This window comes from Pseudomonas sp. UFMG81 (genome assembly GCF_015354575.1).
In the GTDB taxonomy this organism is placed as follows: domain Bacteria; phylum Pseudomonadota; class Gammaproteobacteria; order Pseudomonadales; family Pseudomonadaceae; genus Aquipseudomonas.
Map to the genome: position 1 here is coordinate 185,477 of NZ_JACAFQ010000011.1, position 14,399 is coordinate 199,875.

Sequence of the window (14,399 nt, forward strand, 5' to 3'; positions counted from 1 at the left end):
CGATGATCGGACCACATTTTTCGCTCGAGTGCACAAGGAGTCTCGATGAAGCGCAGCCTGACCCTGCTGGCCGTGGTGATCGCGGTGGCCGCCGCCGGCACCGGTTACTGGTATGTGCAGGGCAAGCAGCCCCTGCGTGACGGCGAAGTGACTGTGACCGGGCTACAGGCGCCGGTCAGTGCCCGCTATGACGCACGCGGCGTGCCGCACCTGCAGGCGCAGAACGAACAGGACCTGTACCGCGCGCTGGGCTACGTGCATGCCCAGGACCGGCTGTTCCAGATGGAGATCATGCGCCGCCTGGCCCGGGGCGAACTGGCCGAGGTGCTGGGCGACAAGCTGCTGCCCACCGACCGCCTGTTCCGCAGCCTGCGCATCCGCGAGCAAGCGGCGCTGATGGCCCAGCGCCAGGACCATCAGGGCCCGGCCTGGCAAGCGTTGCAAGCCTACCTCGATGGGGTGAACCAGTGGCAGGCGACCCACCCCAAGCCGATGGAGTTCGACCTGCTCGGTATCCCGCCGCGCCCGTTCACTGCCGAAGACACCCTGAGCATCGCCGGCTACCTGGCCTACAGCTTCGCCGCGGCGTTTCGCACCGAACCTGCGCTCACCTACATCCGCGACCAGCTCGGCCCTGAGTACCTGAAGATCTTCGACCTCGACTGGCAGCCCGACGGCGCCATCGCCACGCCCCTGGCCGCCGCCGACTGGCGCAGCCTGGAGCAGCTGGCGCGGCTCAGCCACGAGGCCCTGGGCGATGCCGGCATCCCCCAGTTCGAAGGCAGCAACGCCTGGGCCGTGGCCGGCAGCCACACCCGCAGCGGCCGCCCGCTGCTGGCGGGCGACCCGCATATCAGCTTCGCCGTGCCGGCGGTGTGGTACGAGGCCGAGCTGTCGGCGCCAGGCTTCAGCCTGTACGGCTACTTCCAGGCGCTCAACCCCTTCGCCCTGCTCGGCCATAACCGCGATTTCGGCTGGAGCCTGACCATGTTCCAGAACGACGACGTGGACCTGATCGCCGAAAAGACCAACCCGGCCAACCCAGAGCAGGTGATGGTCGACGGCCGCTGGCAGACGCTGGAGAAGACCGAGCAACAGATCGCCGTGAAAGGCGAGCAGCCGGTGCCCATCGTCTTGCGCCGCTCACCCCATGGCCCGATCGTCAACACCGTGCTGGGCGACACCACCGGCGCCACGCCCATCGCCATGTGGTGGGCGTTTCTCGAAACCGAGAATCCGATCCTCGAGGGCTTCTACCAGATCAACCGCGCCGACACCCTGGGCAAGATGCGCGAGGCCGCCGCGAACGTACAGGCACCGGGCCTGAACCTGGTGTGGGCCAATGCCCGTGGCGATATCGGCTGGTGGGCGGCGGCGCGGCTGCCGATCCGCCCGGACGGCGTGAACCCGACGTTCATCCTCGACGGCAGCAATGGCCAGGCCGACAAGCCCGGTTTCTACCCGTTCAGCGCCAACCCGCAGCAGGAGAACCCGGCCAGCGGCTACATCGTCTCGGCCAACTACCAGCCACCGGCGGTGATGCCAGTGCCCGGCTATTACAACCTGGCCGATCGCGGCCGCCAGCTCGACCGCCACCTGAACAACCCGGACATCAAGTGGGATACCCAGAACAGCCAGGCCCTGCAACTGGACACCAGCACCGACTACGGCCCGCGCACCCTGGCACCGCTACTCGGCACCCTGCGCGGCATTGCCCAGGGCGACGAGGAGAAAGAACTGGTCGAGCAGTTGGCCGCCTGGCGCGGTGACTACCCGCTGGACTCCACCAGCGCCACGCTGTTCAACCAGTTCCTCTACGAGCTGGCCTTCGCCGCGTTGCATGACGAACTGGGCGATACCTGGTTCCCGGTGCTGATCAGCATCCGCGCCATCGACGCCGCCCTGCCGCGCCTGGCCGCCGACCCCAGCTCACCCTGGTGGAACCTGCGGGGCGGCGACACGCGCGGCGACCGCACCAGCGTCGTGCGCCTGGCCTGGCAGCGCAGCCTTGAACACCTGCGCAAGACCCTCGGCAAGGACCCGGCCAGCTGGCAATGGGGCAAGGCCCACACCCTGACGCACAACCACCCGCTGGGGGTGAAGAAGCCGCTGAACCTGCTGTTCAACGTCGGCCCGTTCGCCGCACCCGGCACCCACGAAGTGCCGAACAACCTTTCGGCGAAGATCGGCCCGGCGCCATGGCCGGTGACCTATGGGCCCTCGACCCGGCGGCTGATCGATTTCGCCGATGCCGGTGCGGCGCTGACCATCAACCCGGTGGGGCAGAGCGGCGTGCCGTTCGACAAGCACTATGCCGACCAGGCCGAGGACTACATGGACGGGCGCTATCACAAGGCGCGGATGGGGGTGATCCCGGCGCAGAGTACGTTGCGCCTGGTGCCCGGACCGTGACATCAACCACTGGGGCCGCTGCGCGCCCCATCGCTGGCAAGCCAGCTCCCACAGGTACCATGAACACGTGTGGGAGCTGGCTTGCCAGCGATGGGCTGCGCAGAAGCGCCAAATGCAACCCATGAGAAACCCCATGCAAAAACACTTCATCGAGATCGACGGCGCGCGCATGAGCTATGTCGACCAGGGCCAAGGCTTCCCTGTGCTGCTGGGCCACAGCTACCTGTGGTCGGCCGCCATGTGGCAGCCACAGATCGAAGCGCTGTCGAAACACTTCCGGGTCATCGTGCCGGAGCTCTGGGGCCATGGCGATTCCGCCGCGCCGCCGGCCAGCACTACCGACATGGGCGCCCTGGCCCGTCAGCACCTGGCCCTGCTGGATGCGCTGGACATCCCCAAGTGCCATCTGGTCGGCCTGTCGGTCGGCGGCATGTGGGGTGCGCAGCTGGCCATCGAACACCCCGAACGCATCGACCGCCTGGTGCTGATGGACACTTATCTCGGCGCAGAGCCCGAAGCAACGCGGCTGAAATACTTCGGCCTGCTGGATGCCGCCAGCGCGGCGGGTAGTTTCGTCGACCCCTTGCTGGATATCGTGGTGCCGATCTTCTTCCATGCCGGTGGCGAGACGGTGCCGCAAGTGCGCGAGCAGTTCCGTGCCGCGCTGAAAGCCAGCAGCGCCCAGACCATCCGCGAAAGCCTGGACCCGATGGGCCGGGTGATCTTCGGGCGGCCCGACCTGCTGGCTCGGCTGGCCGAGCTACCCGCCGAGCGGACCATCGTGCTGTGTGGCGACCAGGACATTCCACGGCCACCGGCGGAGTCTGGCGAGATGTCACGGCTCATCGGCTGCCTGGCGGCCCAGATTCCGTTCGCCGGGCATATCGCCTGCCTGGAGAATCCGTGTGTGGTGAATGAATTTCTGTTGGGCTGGTTACCGCGTTAGCTATCCACCTGTAGGAGCGGCCTTGTGCCGCGAAAGGGCCGCGAGTCTAGAGGCGTGTTTGAAATCCTGGGGCCGCTACGCAGCCCTTTCGCGGCACAAGGCCGCTCCTACAGGGAGTGTGCAAGCCTTGGGTGTGAGTCGGCTTACCTCAGCCCTTGAGGGCCAGCTCGACCAACGCCTGCCGCCAGGCGGCGGCGGCAGGCAAGGCCAGAAAGAACGGATTGAGCAATGATTCCCGCGCCGGATAGCGGAATGCCTGCCCATCCAGGCCAATCACCTCGCCACCTGCACCTTCCAACACCCCCTGGGCCGCGGCGGTGTCCCACTGCGAGGTCGGTGCCAGGCGCGGGTAGCAATCCGCGACCCCCTCGGCGAGCAGGCAGAACTTCAGCGAACTGCCGATATTGGCCAGTTCCAGGTCACCCACAGCACTACCGAGGCCTGCGAGCAGCGCCTCCTGCTCAGGGCTGGAATGCCGACGGCTGGCGACCACGGTGAAACGCCCCCCCTGCGGCGGGGTGTTGCGCACCTGGATGGGTTGGGCTGCCTGCCCCGGCTCCGCGCGCCAGGCCCCCAGCGCGCGACCACCGAAGTAGCAGCGGCCATTGGTCGGCATTGCCACCACCCCGAACACCACCTCGCCGTGCTCGATCAACGCGATGTTGACGGTGAACTCTTCACTACCCGCGATGAACTCCTTGGTGCCGTCCAGCGGGTCGACCAACCACCAGCGCTGCCAGGCGGCGCGGGTTTGCAGCGCAATGTCGCAGTCTTCCTCGGACAACACCGGAATGTGCGGGGCCAGCGTCTGCAATCCCTCGGCGATGACGCGATGGGCCGCCAGGTCGGCGGCGGTCAACGGGGAGTCATCCGCTTTGCTGGTGACCGCCACGTCAGCACGCCAGAACGGCAGGATCGCCTCGCCGGCGCGCTGGGCAAGCGCCACCACGTCCTGCATCAGCTGGAGGTTGTTCATACGCTCAGCACCCCACGCTGGATCAGCAGGTCACGGGCCAGGTACAGCGCCGCCAGGGCCCGACCCTCGGTGAACTGTGGGTGCATGGCCAAGGCCGACAACTCACGCAGGTTGACCTTGTCGACCCGCATCGGCTCGGGCTCGTCGCCCTCCAGGCGCTCTTCGTACAGGTCGGTGGCCAACACCACCTGGATCTTCTGACTCATGTAGCCCGGCGACAGCGACAGCTCGGTCAGGTGCTCCAGTTGGCGGGCGCCAAAACCGGCTTCTTCCTTGAGCTCGCGGTCGGCGGCAGCCAGCACGTCCTCGCCCGGTTCGATCAGGCCCTTGGGCAGGGACAGCTCGTATTCATCGGTCCCGCCGCAGTACTCCTCGACCAGCACCGCGTGCTCGGCATCGAGCATGGCCACGATCATCACCGCGCCATAACCATTGCCACGGCCGACCAACCGCTCGTAGGTGCGCTCGGTGCCGTTGGAGAAGCGCAACTGCACGGCTTCGACACGGAACAGGCGGCTGCTGGCGACGATCTCGCGGCTGAGGACGGTGGGTTTCTGGCGCATGGGGCGGCTCCTTGGCGTGAACGGGTTACTATACCGTGGCTTGCCGACTGATCGAGAGTTTCCCATGCCCGTTCTTCCCTGGTCCGCCATCGATACCGTCCTGCTGGACATGGACGGCACCCTGCTCGACCTGCACTACGACAACCGCTTTTGGCTGGAGCACCTGCCGCAACGCTACGCCGAGCTGCATGGCGTGAGCCGGGCCATGGCCGAGATGGAGCTGCAGCCGCTGTTCGAGCGCCATGCCGGCACGCTCAACTGGTACTGCCTGGACTTCTGGAGCCGCGAGCTGCGCCTGCCGATCCGCGAGCTGAAGCAAGAGATCGCCGAGCTGATCGCCCTGAAGCCGGACGCCGACACCTTCCTGGCTGCCATCCGCCAGGCGGGCAAACGGGTGGTCATGATCACCAACGCGCACCGCGACTCGCTGTCGCTGAAGCTGGAGCGGGTAGAACTGGCGCCGTATTTCGAGCGGCTGATCAGCTCGCACGACTACGGCTACCCAAAAGAAAGCCCGCAGTTCTGGGATGCGTTGCAGGCGGATATCGGCTTTGAGCCTGCGCGCAGCCTGTTCATCGACGACACCCTGGCGATCCTGCGCAGTGCGCGGCGGTTCGGGGTGGGGCATTTGCTGGCGGTGAGGCAGCCGGACAGCCGAGGGGCGCTGCGCGATACCCAGGAGTTTGCGGCCGTAGAGGATTACCGAACTTTGCTGGAAGGCTTGTGATGGGATCATTCGCCGGCAAAGCCGGCTCCTACGGGCGTAGGGCTCGCTCCGTAGGAGCCGGCTTTGCCGGCGAACAGTACTTCAATCCGGAATACGCAGCACCTGCCCCGGATAGATCTTGTCCGGGTGCTTGAGCATCGGTTTGTTGGCCTCGAAGATCTTGTTGTACTGGTTGGCATCGCCATAGGCGGCCTTGGCGATGGCGCTCAAGGTGTCGCCGCTCTTCACGGTCACGAACCGGGCCGCCTGGGCAATCGGCCCGGTGACGGTGATCTGGTCGTCCACCGAAGCCACGCCGGCGATGTTGCCGGCAGCCAGGATGATCTTCTCCTTCTCTTCCTGGCTGGCGACCTCACCCTTGAGGATGACCTTGTCACCCTCTACAGTGGCCGAGATGTTGGGGTTGCCCAACCCGACGTTCTCGACATGCTTCTTCAACTGCTCTTCGGCATTGGCGTTGCCGGGGGTCAGCAGGTCGATCAACTTCTCGCCGGCTTCCTTCACGAAACTGAACAGGCTCATGTGGCGCTCCTTTGATGGTGAATCCATGGAAGCAGGAGTCTAGGCCAGGATCCCCCTCCCCGCCCCCTGCTCATCATCGACACGCTCTATCACGGGATAGACGCTAGCGATTAGACGCCACCTGCCCAGCGGCCTAGGCTGGTGGGGTCAAACTGCCAGCCGGTACTCACCCGATGAACAGCAAGCCACCGGTCTGTGCGGCGCACACTGCCCTGGAAATGCCCGCCGCCAGCAACACCTACGACTATGTCGAACTCACCGATGCCGCGCGTGACAGCACGCCGCTGGCCGAGGAAGTGGCGCTGGCCATCGTCTACAACGGCCTCAACCAGGCAGTGATGCTGGTCAGCCCGACCGACCTGGAAGACTTCGCGGTGGGCTTCAGCGTGGGCAGCGGCATCGTCGCCGGCACCGACGAGATCTACGACGTGAAGCTCTCCGGCAGCGGCTCGGCGCTGTACGCCGACCTGGAAATTTCCAGCCGCGCCTTCTGGAACCTGAAGAACCAACGCCGCCAGCTGGCCGGCACCAGTGGCTGCGGCCTGTGCGGTGTCGAGGCCCTGGAACAGGCGCTGCCCGAACTGCAGAGGCTGCCGGGCGCGCCCCTGCCCCCCGCGCACTGGCTCAAGGACCTGCGCCAGCGCATCGATGCCTTCCAGCCCCTGGGCCAGCACTGCGGCGCGGTGCACGCGGCGCTGTTCATGGACAACGAAGGCCAGCTGCTGCTGGGGCGCGAGGACATCGGCCGGCACAACGCCCTGGACAAGCTGATCGGCGCCCTGCTGCGCCAGCGCATCGCCACCGAAGGCGGCCTGGCCATCGTCACCAGCCGTTGCAGCCTGGAGCTGATCCAGAAGGTCCTGCGTGCCGGCATCCAGACCCTGGTCAGCCTCTCGGCCCCCACCGGCCTGGCCCTGCAATGGGCACGCAAGCACAACCTCAACCTCATTCATTTGCCCAAACACAGCGCACCGCGGGTGTTCAGCCCAGCGGCGGAGTAGTAACAGCCGTGACCTCGTACGAAAAACTCCCGGACAACGCCCCCGCCTCTTCCCCTCGCTACAAACCCTACCCCGGCCCTGCCGGCGGCTGGGGCGCCTTGCGCAGTGTGGCCAAGGCCTGGGTCGGCAGCGACAACGCCCTGAAGAACATCCGCGCCCTGCTCAAGACCAACCAGAACGGCGGCTTCGACTGCCCCGGCTGCGCCTGGGGCGATTCGCCCGAGAGCGGCATGGTCAAGTTCTGCGAGAACGGCGCCAAGGCAGTGAACTGGGAGGCCACCAAGCGCCGCGTCGATGCGGCGTTCTTCGCCCGCTACAGCGTCAGTGCGCTGTTGCAGCAGAGCGACTACTGGCTGGAGTACCAGGGCCGCCTGACCGAGCCAATGGTCTACGACCCGAGCACCGACCGCTACCAGCCGATCGAGTGGGACGCAGCGTTCGCCCTGATCGCCCGCCACCTGAACGACCTCGCCAGCCCTGACCAGGCCGAGTTCTATACCTCCGGCCGGGCCAGCAACGAGGCGGCGTACCTGTACCAGCTGTTCGTGCGCGCCTACGGCACCAACAACTTCCCCGACTGCTCGAACATGTGCCACGAAGCCAGCGGCGTGGCCCTGGGCCAGAGCGTCGGGGTGGGCAAGGGCACGGTCACCTACGATGACTTCGAGCACGCCGACGCGATCTTCGTCTGGGGCCAGAACCCCGGCACCAACCACCCGCGCATGCTCGACCCGCTGCGCGACGCGGTGAAGCGTGGTGCCCAGGTGGTCTGCGTCAACCCGCTCAAGGAGCGTGGCCTGGAGCGCTTCCAGCACCCGCAGAACCCGCTGGAGATGCTGACCAACACCGACCGGCCGACCAACACCGCGTTCCTGCGCCCGGCGCTGGGCGGCGACATGGCGCTGCTGCGTGGCATGGCCAAGTTCCTGCTGCAATGGGAACGCGAGGCGCAGGCCAACGACGAACCGGCGATTTTCGACCACGCCTTCATCGCCGAGCACGGCCATGGCGTGGATGAGTACCTGGCGGTGGTCGACGCCACACCCTGGGACCATATCGAAGCGCAATCAGGCCTGACCCTGGCCGACATCGAGCTGGCAGCGCGCATGTACTGCCGGGGCAAGCGGGTGATCATGTGCTGGGCCATGGGCATCACCCAGCACCGCCACTCGGTGCCGACCATCCAGGAAATCGTCAACCTGATGCTGCTGCGCGGCAACCTCGGCGTACCGGGCGCGGGCCTGTGCCCGGTGCGCGGCCACAGCAACGTGCAGGGCGACCGCACCATGGGCATCAACGAGCGCCCGCCGGTGCTGCTGCTCGACGCCCTCGAAAAGCGCTTCGGCTTCCCGGTGCCCCGGCACAACGGCCACAACACCGTCGAGGCAATCCACGCCATGCTCGAAGGCCGGGCCAAGGTGTTCATCGGGTTGGGCGGCAACTTCGCCCAGGCCACGCCAGACACCGAGCGCACCGCGCAGGCCCTGCGCAACTGCGCGCTGACCGTGCATATCAGCACCAAGCTCAACCGCAGCCACCTGATCCATGGCAAGCAGGCGCTGATCTTGCCGTGCCTGGGACGCACCGATATCGACTTGCAGGTTGAAGGCCCGCAGGCGGTGACGGTCGAGGACTCGTTCAGCATGGTCCATGCCTCCAACGGCCAGCTCAAGCCGTTATCCAGGCAGATGCGCTCGGAGCCTGCCGTGGTTGCCGGTATCGCCGCCGCCACCCTGGGCAAACAGCCGGTGGACTGGCACTGGCTGGTGGCCGACTACGGCCGCATCCGTGACCTGATCGCCGACACCATCCCGGGCTTCGCCGATTTCAACCAGCGCCTGCACCTGCCGGGCGGCTTCTACCTGGGCAACAGCGCCGGCAGCCGCCAGTGGAAGACTGCCAGCGGGCGGGCCAACTTCAAGGCCAACCTGTTGCCCGACAGCCTGCTCGACGCGCGCGTGCGCGCCAGCGGCCAGCAGCCGGACCTGATCATGCAATCGATGCGTTCGCACGATCAGTACAACACCACCATCTACGGCATGGACGACCGCTACCGCGGCGTACGCGGCCAGCGCGACGTGCTGTTCGCCAACGAGGCCGACATCATTCGCCTGGGCTTCCAGCCAGGGCAGAAGGTCGACATCGTGTCGTTGTGGGGCGACGAGCATGTGCGCCGGGTGCATGGGTTCACCCTGCTGGCCTTCGACATCCCGGCCGGCCAGGCAGCCGCCTACTACCCGGAAGTGAACCCCTTGGTGCCGCTGGAGAGCATCGGCGATGGCAGCCATACGCCGACCTCCAAGTTCATTGCCATCAAGCTGGAGCGGGCGCGGGACGACGGGCGGATTATCTGAACTCATCGCCGGCTTCTGTAGGAGCGGCCTTGTGTCGCGAAAGAGTCGCGAAGCGGCCCCACTGTTCAGCTACCCAACAAAAATCGCCGGGGCTGCTGCGCAGCCCATTCGCGACACAAGGCCGCTCCTACAGGCATAGCCGTATCAGCGCAGATGTGGCTTCAAGCGCCCACAAAAAAGCCCTGTTCCGCAACGGTTCAGGGCTTGGTCATAAAAGCCTCTGACAGCCGAAAATCGAGAAAGTTTCATACATAATTCAATAACTTACCGAATTGTGTACAACTCGTGCTACTCGTCGGATTTCCATTGCAAGCCGCTTCGCCGAGCCTCAAATTCCGCCTCGTCATCCCCTTGAGGCTCTCTCGATGAAGAAGTACTCCTCTATTCTGATGTTGTCTTTTAGCTTGCTCAGCGGCGTGGCCATGGCAGGCGGCACCACCGAGGCCGGCATTGGCGGCGCACTGGGTGGGGTACTCGGCTCCGTGGTGGGCAACTCCATCGGTGGTAGCACCGGCGGCGCCATTGGTGCAGGCCTGGGCGGCGCGGCCGGCGGTGCCCTGGGTGCCGACAAGCGCCAGCGTGGTGAGGCCGCCATCGGCGGCGCGCTGGGCGCGGCCGGCGGCAACGTGGTGGGTCGCTCGGTGGGCGGCACCACCGGCAGCTACATCGGTGCGGCAGCCGGTGGCGGCGCCGGTGGCGCGCTGGGTAACTACATGGGCAACAAGGCCGATGAAGACGAGCGCCACGACTCGCGTCGCTACCGCCGCGACTACGATGATCGCCGCTACCATGACCGCGGCCGCCACTATGGCCACCGCAAGCACAAGCACTGGCGCCACGACTGATCGCTGAACGCCTGAGCTAGCTACCCAAGGCCCCGCCCTCATCGGCGGGGCCTTTTGGTTTTCAGCACCTGGGGTTACTCAAGCACGCCTCAACGATTGAGCGACAGCCCGGCGAGTATCAGTTGCAGCGTCTGCGGTAGCGCCGCCGGCCGGCCGGAGGCACGCTCGACGAACACCTGCACCAGGGTACCTGCCGCACACGCCTCAGCCTCGCCCGGGCGGAACAGCGCCAGGCGGAACTCCACCGTGCTGCCGGCCAGGCGCGTCACGCCCAGGCCCACTTCGAGCACATCCGGAAAGCCAGGCAGGGCAAAGAAGTCCGCCGCCGAACTCACCACGAAGCCCGCCAGCTCGCCATCGCGCAGGTCCAGCTCGGCCTGCTCGACGAGAAAGGCCTGGATCGCGGTTTCGAAAAAGCCGTGCACCGTGGAGCCGGCGAGGTGGCCGTTGAGGTCGTTGTCCTGAGGGCGGGTGAGGATGGGGTGGAAGTGGGAGAAGGCGGAGCGTTGGGGGGATTCGGTCATCGGGGCGTCCTGGGTGAAGAGTTAGGGAAGCTTCCCACAGCGACTTGGGAACGCCTATAGTCGCAATCAACAATAGATTGCCTAGCATGGGTGCATCGCCAATGAAACCGAGACATACGCCTGTGCCCACCCTTCAACTGGATCATGCCCATCTCAGCCGGCTGGCCGGCAATGGCCGTATCAACGCCACCCATATCGTCAGCCAGGCTGGCGGCTGGGCCATTCAAGTGGACGTCGACGATCAGGAGCACGTGCTCACCGCACAGCGTAGCGGCAACGTGCGGCTGTTCAAGAAGCTCGAAACGCTGGTCAGCTACCTGCAGGCGCTTGGTATCGACCATTTCGAAATCGACAGTTCGACCTGGGATCCGCAGCAAACCGGCACCTACCAACGGCCGGATCGTTCCCAGGCACTCAAACGGGCCCATGAAGCCGCGGCCTACGACGCCTGGTTCATCGAGCAGGTGCACGCCAGCCGCCGTGACCCATCACCCTCGCTGGATGATGAAGAAGTCGAACAATTCTTCGCTGCCCGCCGCGCCGAATTAAGAACCCAAAAACGCTGATGCGCCTTGCCTGGTCGACGATGGCTCGAAAAGACCGTCTACGCATCATGACGCTCATTGCAGAAGACAACCCGACAGCCGCAGTGGCGCTGGATGAAGCATTCAGGGACAAGGCGAGGCACGCGGCCCGATTTCCACGCCTCTACAGGCCTGGCAGATGTGTTGAAACCCACGAAATTGTGGTGACCAGCAACTACATCATGATCTACCAGGTACTCGAGGACACAGTCGAAATCCTCCGCATCCTGCATGCCCGACGACAGTGGCCATGACCTCAGAAACAAAAAAGCCGCCCCGAAGGGCGGCTTTCTTGTTTCTGGTCGGTCAGCGCTTACAGCTGCGGACCAGCGGCCTTGATGGCATCGGAAACTTCGAACTTCTTGAAGTTTTCGATGAACAGGCCGGCCAGGCCCTTGGCAGCTTCGTCGTAGGCAGCCTTGTCAGCCCAGGTAGTGCGCGGGTTGAGCAGCTCGGTGTCGACGCCCGGAACAGCCTTCGGCACGTCCAGGTTGATGATGTCCAGGTGCTCGGTTTCGGCACCGACCAGAGCACCGCTCTGGATGGCGGCGATCACGCCACGGGTGGTCGGGATGCTGAAGCGCTTGCCCACGCCGTAGCCGCCGCCGGTCCAACCGGTGTTGACCAGGTAGACCTTGGAGCCGAAGGCCTTGATGCGCTTGATCAGCAGCTCGGCGTAGACGCCGGCCGGGCGCGGGAAGAACGGAGCGCCGAAACAGGTGGAGAAGGTCGACTTGATGCCGCCGCCCGAACCCATTTCGGTGGAACCGACCAGCGCGGTGTAGCCGGACAGGAAGTGGTAGGCCGCCTGCTCGTTGTTGAGGATCGACACCGGTGGCAGTACGCCGGTCAGGTCGCAGGTCAGGAAGATGACCGCGTTCGGCTCGCCGCCCAGGTTCTTCTCGGAGACCTTGGCAACGTGCTCCAGCGGGTAGGCGGCACGGCTGTTCTGGGTCAGGCTCACATCGGTGTAGTCGGCGTGCTTGGCATCGTTGATGACGACGTTTTCCAGCACCGCACCGTGCTTGATGGCTTTCCAGATGACCGGCTCGTTCTTCTCGGACAGGTCGATGCACTTGGCGTAGCAGCCGCCTTCGATGTTGAAGACCACGCCTTCGCCCCAACCGTGCTCGTCGTCACCGATCAGGTAACGGCTTTCGTCGGCCGACAGGGTGGTCTTGCCGGTGCCGGACAGGCCGAAGAACAGGGTGACATCACCCTGCTCGCCGATGTTGGCGGCGCAGTGCATCGGCAGCACGTCGGCGGCCGGCAGCAGGAAGTTCTGCACCGAGAACATGGCTTTCTTCATTTCACCGGCGTAGCGCATGCCGGCGATCAGCACTTTCTTCTGGGCGAAGTTGATGATCACGCAGCCGTCGGAGTTGGTGCCGTCACGCTCAGGCACGCACTCGAAGTTGGCGACGTTCAGCACTTGCCACTCATCACGGCCGGCCGGGTTGTACTGGGCCGGGTTGATGAACAGGCAACGGCCGAACAGGTTCTGCCAGGCGGTCTGGGTGGTCATCTTGACCGGCAGGTAGTGCTCGGCCGCAGCCCCTACGTGAACGTAGGAAACGAAGTGATCCTGGGCGTTGTTGAACGCCTCGACGCGGTCCCACAGGGCATCGAACTTGTCGGCCGGGAACTTGCGGTTGATCGGGCCCCAGCCAATCTGGTCCTGGGTGGAAGGTTCTTCGACGATGAAACGGTCAGCCGGCGAACGGCCGGTGCGGTGACCGGTTTCGACAACCAGTGCGCCAGTATCGGCCAGCACGCCTTCACCGCGTTGCAGCGCTTCTTCTACCAGCTTGTCGACGCTCAGGTCGGTGTACACGGTGTTGTTGGCTTGCGTCATGAGATACCCCATCCGGCCCGAGGCCGAGTGCTCCAAACGTTTTGTAGTTGTCTTGAAAAAACTACTACAGCGAAAAAAGTGGCCGGATTATGCCAGAAACGCCCAAAAAAAGTAGGCCCCTCCTGTCAGAACTGCGCTTTTGCGCAATTCGACAGGAGAAAATCCTGTAGTTAACCGTTTCAGTGGTGAGTTTCTGATGGCGCGTCGGTGCCACCACCGGCAAACAATTGCGCCACATCGCTCGCATCGAACAAATAGCGCTCGTTGCAGAACTGGCAATCGATCTCGACCTTGCCGCCACATTCCTCCACCAGCGCCTTGGCATCGTGCTCGCCGAGGCTGACCAGGGCATTGCCGGAGCGCTCGCGCGAACAGCTGCAACGGAAGCGCAGCGGCTGGATGTCGAACAGGCGCACGGCGTCCTCGTGGTACAGGCGGTGCAGCACGGTTTCGTTGTCCAGGCCAAGCAGCTCTTCTGCCTTGACGGTATTGGCCAGGGCCTTGACGTGGGCCCAGCTTTCCTCGCGCTCCTCGATATCCTTGTGGATTTCGGCCGGCAGTTGCTGCACCAGCAGGCCGCGGGCGCGTGCACCGTCGGCGGTCAGGGCGATGCTGGTGTTCACCTGCTGGGACATGACGAAGTAGTTGGTGAAGCACTCCGACAGGTCTTTGCCGTCCAGCTCGACGGTGCCCTGGTAGCGCTGGCCGTTGACCGGAATGATGGTCAGCACCAGGTGGCCGCCAGGCATCAGGTCGGCGAGGCTCGCAGCATCCTCGATCTGCTCGGCTTCGAAGCGCGCCAGGCCACGGATGTCGTGCTCGCTGGTGTACTCGATGGCCAGCAGCGGCACGGGGCCCTGGGACTGTGCCTGGAGCACCAGCAACCCATCGAACTTCAGGGTGCCGACCAGCAGCGCTGCGGCGGCCATCAGCTCGCCCAGCAGGTGCTGAACCGGCTGCGGGTACGCATGCTTGGCCAGCACCTCGGCGTAACTGCGTTCCAGCGCGACCATCTCACCGCGAACATCGCGGTCGTCGAAGATGAACCGTTGGGTGAAATCTGTATCTGGCAAGTCGCTCATGGTTGTCT

The 14,399-nt window shown here is 65.1% G+C and carries 14 protein-coding genes; 8 read left to right on the top strand and 6 right to left on the bottom strand.

The genetic code is table 11. The annotated features are described in order from the left end of the window. Positions 1-45 precede the first annotated feature (45 nt). Both IX761_RS11180 and IX761_RS11185 read left to right on the top strand, forming a co-directional pair. Positions 46-2,412, top strand: coding sequence for a penicillin acylase family protein (locus IX761_RS11180; RefSeq protein ID WP_194789649.1), 2,367 nt, complete (start codon positions 46-48; stop codon positions 2,410-2,412). 133 nt (positions 2,413-2,545) lie between these two features. Then, positions 2,546-3,358, top strand: a complete 813-nt coding sequence (locus IX761_RS11185; RefSeq protein ID WP_194789650.1) for an alpha/beta fold hydrolase — start codon at positions 2,546-2,548, stop codon at positions 3,356-3,358. A 148-nt stretch (positions 3,359-3,506) separates the two neighbouring features. On the opposite strand, the gene cysQ is transcribed toward IX761_RS11185, so the two are convergent. Then, positions 3,507-4,334, bottom strand: a complete 828-nt coding sequence (gene cysQ, locus IX761_RS11190; RefSeq protein ID WP_194789651.1) for a 3'(2'),5'-bisphosphate nucleotidase CysQ — start codon at positions 4,332-4,334, stop codon at positions 3,507-3,509. Next, complete coding sequence (gene nudE, locus IX761_RS11195; RefSeq protein WP_194789652.1) at positions 4,331-4,897, bottom strand: ADP compounds hydrolase NudE; 567 nt, start codon at positions 4,895-4,897, stop codon at positions 4,331-4,333. Before nudE ends, cysQ begins: the two co-directional genes overlap by 4 nt. A gap of 64 nt (positions 4,898-4,961) precedes the next feature. Between nudE and yrfG the strand changes: the two genes are divergently transcribed. Next, entirely contained in the window at positions 4,962-5,624 is a 663-nt protein-coding gene (yrfG, locus tag IX761_RS11200; RefSeq protein ID WP_194789653.1) for a GMP/IMP nucleotidase, read from the top strand. Between the two features lie 81 nt (positions 5,625-5,705). Here yrfG and lysM read toward each other — a convergent pair whose 3' ends face one another. Continuing rightward, positions 5,706-6,146 (bottom strand): peptidoglycan-binding protein LysM, encoded by a 441-nt coding sequence (gene lysM / locus IX761_RS11205; protein ID WP_194789654.1) that lies wholly within the window; start codon positions 6,144-6,146, stop codon positions 5,706-5,708. Between the two features lie 173 nt (positions 6,147-6,319). Between lysM and fdhD the strand changes: the two genes are divergently transcribed. The 3 genes from fdhD (at position 6,320) to IX761_RS11220 (ending at position 10,346) form a co-directional block, all read left to right on the top strand. Next, complete coding sequence (gene fdhD / locus IX761_RS11210) at positions 6,320-7,147, top strand: formate dehydrogenase accessory sulfurtransferase FdhD (protein WP_194789655.1); 828 nt, start codon at positions 6,320-6,322, stop codon at positions 7,145-7,147. An 8-nt stretch (positions 7,148-7,155) separates the two neighbouring features. Continuing rightward, positions 7,156-9,501: an FdhF/YdeP family oxidoreductase gene (locus IX761_RS11215; protein WP_194789656.1), complete on the top strand. Its 2,346-nt coding sequence runs from the start codon at positions 7,156-7,158 to the stop codon at positions 9,499-9,501. 365 nt (positions 9,502-9,866) lie between these two features. Then, positions 9,867-10,346 (top strand): glycine zipper domain-containing protein, encoded by a 480-nt coding sequence (locus tag IX761_RS11220; protein WP_194789657.1) that lies wholly within the window; start codon positions 9,867-9,869, stop codon positions 10,344-10,346. 89 nt (positions 10,347-10,435) lie between these two features. On the opposite strand, the gene IX761_RS11225 is transcribed toward IX761_RS11220, so the two are convergent. Then, entirely contained in the window at positions 10,436-10,870 is a 435-nt protein-coding gene (locus IX761_RS11225) for an acyl-CoA thioesterase (RefSeq protein ID WP_194789658.1), read from the bottom strand. A gap of 122 nt (positions 10,871-10,992) precedes the next feature. Between IX761_RS11225 and IX761_RS11230 the strand changes: the two genes are divergently transcribed. Beyond that, a complete protein-coding gene (locus tag IX761_RS11230) occupies positions 10,993-11,436 on the top strand; it encodes a hypothetical protein (RefSeq protein WP_194789659.1) in 444 nt (147 codons plus the stop codon). Further along, positions 11,436-11,708, top strand: a complete 273-nt coding sequence (locus IX761_RS11235) for a type II toxin-antitoxin system RelE/ParE family toxin (RefSeq protein WP_194789660.1) — start codon at positions 11,436-11,438, stop codon at positions 11,706-11,708. Before IX761_RS11230 ends, IX761_RS11235 begins: the two co-directional genes overlap by 1 nt. Positions 11,709-11,767: 59 nt before the next feature. On the opposite strand, the gene IX761_RS11240 is transcribed toward IX761_RS11235, so the two are convergent. Together IX761_RS11240 and hslO are read right to left on the bottom strand one after the other, a co-directional pair. Then, positions 11,768-13,309 (bottom strand): phosphoenolpyruvate carboxykinase, encoded by a 1,542-nt coding sequence (locus IX761_RS11240; protein ID WP_194789661.1) that lies wholly within the window; start codon positions 13,307-13,309, stop codon positions 11,768-11,770. A 179-nt stretch (positions 13,310-13,488) separates the two neighbouring features. Next, positions 13,489-14,391 carry an Hsp33 family molecular chaperone HslO gene (gene hslO / locus IX761_RS11245; RefSeq protein ID WP_194789662.1) on the bottom strand — a complete coding sequence of 301 codons (903 nt, stop codon included), beginning with the start codon at positions 14,389-14,391 and terminating at the stop codon, positions 13,489-13,491. Positions 14,392-14,399 lie beyond the last annotated feature (8 nt).

Excerpts from the sequence above, each read along its gene's own strand:
- IX761_RS11180 (WP_194789649.1), top strand. The coding sequence starts at position 46 with ATGAAGCGCAGCCTGACCCTGCTGGCCGTGGTGATCGCGGTGGCCGCC.
- IX761_RS11185 (WP_194789650.1), top strand. The coding sequence starts at position 2,546 with ATGCAAAAACACTTCATCGAGATCGACGGCGCGCGCATGAGCTATGTC.
- cysQ (WP_194789651.1), bottom strand. The coding sequence starts at position 4,334 with ATGAACAACCTCCAGCTGATGCAGGACGTGGTGGCGCTTGCCCAGCGC.
- nudE (WP_194789652.1), bottom strand. The coding sequence starts at position 4,897 with ATGCGCCAGAAACCCACCGTCCTCAGCCGCGAGATCGTCGCCAGCAGC.
- yrfG (WP_194789653.1), top strand. The coding sequence starts at position 4,962 with ATGCCCGTTCTTCCCTGGTCCGCCATCGATACCGTCCTGCTGGACATG.
- lysM (WP_194789654.1), bottom strand. The coding sequence starts at position 6,146 with ATGAGCCTGTTCAGTTTCGTGAAGGAAGCCGGCGAGAAGTTGATCGAC.
- fdhD (WP_194789655.1), top strand. The coding sequence starts at position 6,320 with ATGAACAGCAAGCCACCGGTCTGTGCGGCGCACACTGCCCTGGAAATG.
- IX761_RS11220 (WP_194789657.1), top strand. The coding sequence starts at position 9,867 with ATGAAGAAGTACTCCTCTATTCTGATGTTGTCTTTTAGCTTGCTCAGC.
- IX761_RS11225 (WP_194789658.1), bottom strand. The coding sequence starts at position 10,870 with ATGACCGAATCCCCCCAACGCTCCGCCTTCTCCCACTTCCACCCCATC.
- IX761_RS11235 (WP_194789660.1), top strand. The coding sequence starts at position 11,436 with ATGCGCCTTGCCTGGTCGACGATGGCTCGAAAAGACCGTCTACGCATC.
- IX761_RS11240 (WP_194789661.1), bottom strand. The coding sequence starts at position 13,309 with ATGACGCAAGCCAACAACACCGTGTACACCGACCTGAGCGTCGACAAG.
- hslO (WP_194789662.1), bottom strand. The coding sequence starts at position 14,391 with ATGAGCGACTTGCCAGATACAGATTTCACCCAACGGTTCATCTTCGAC.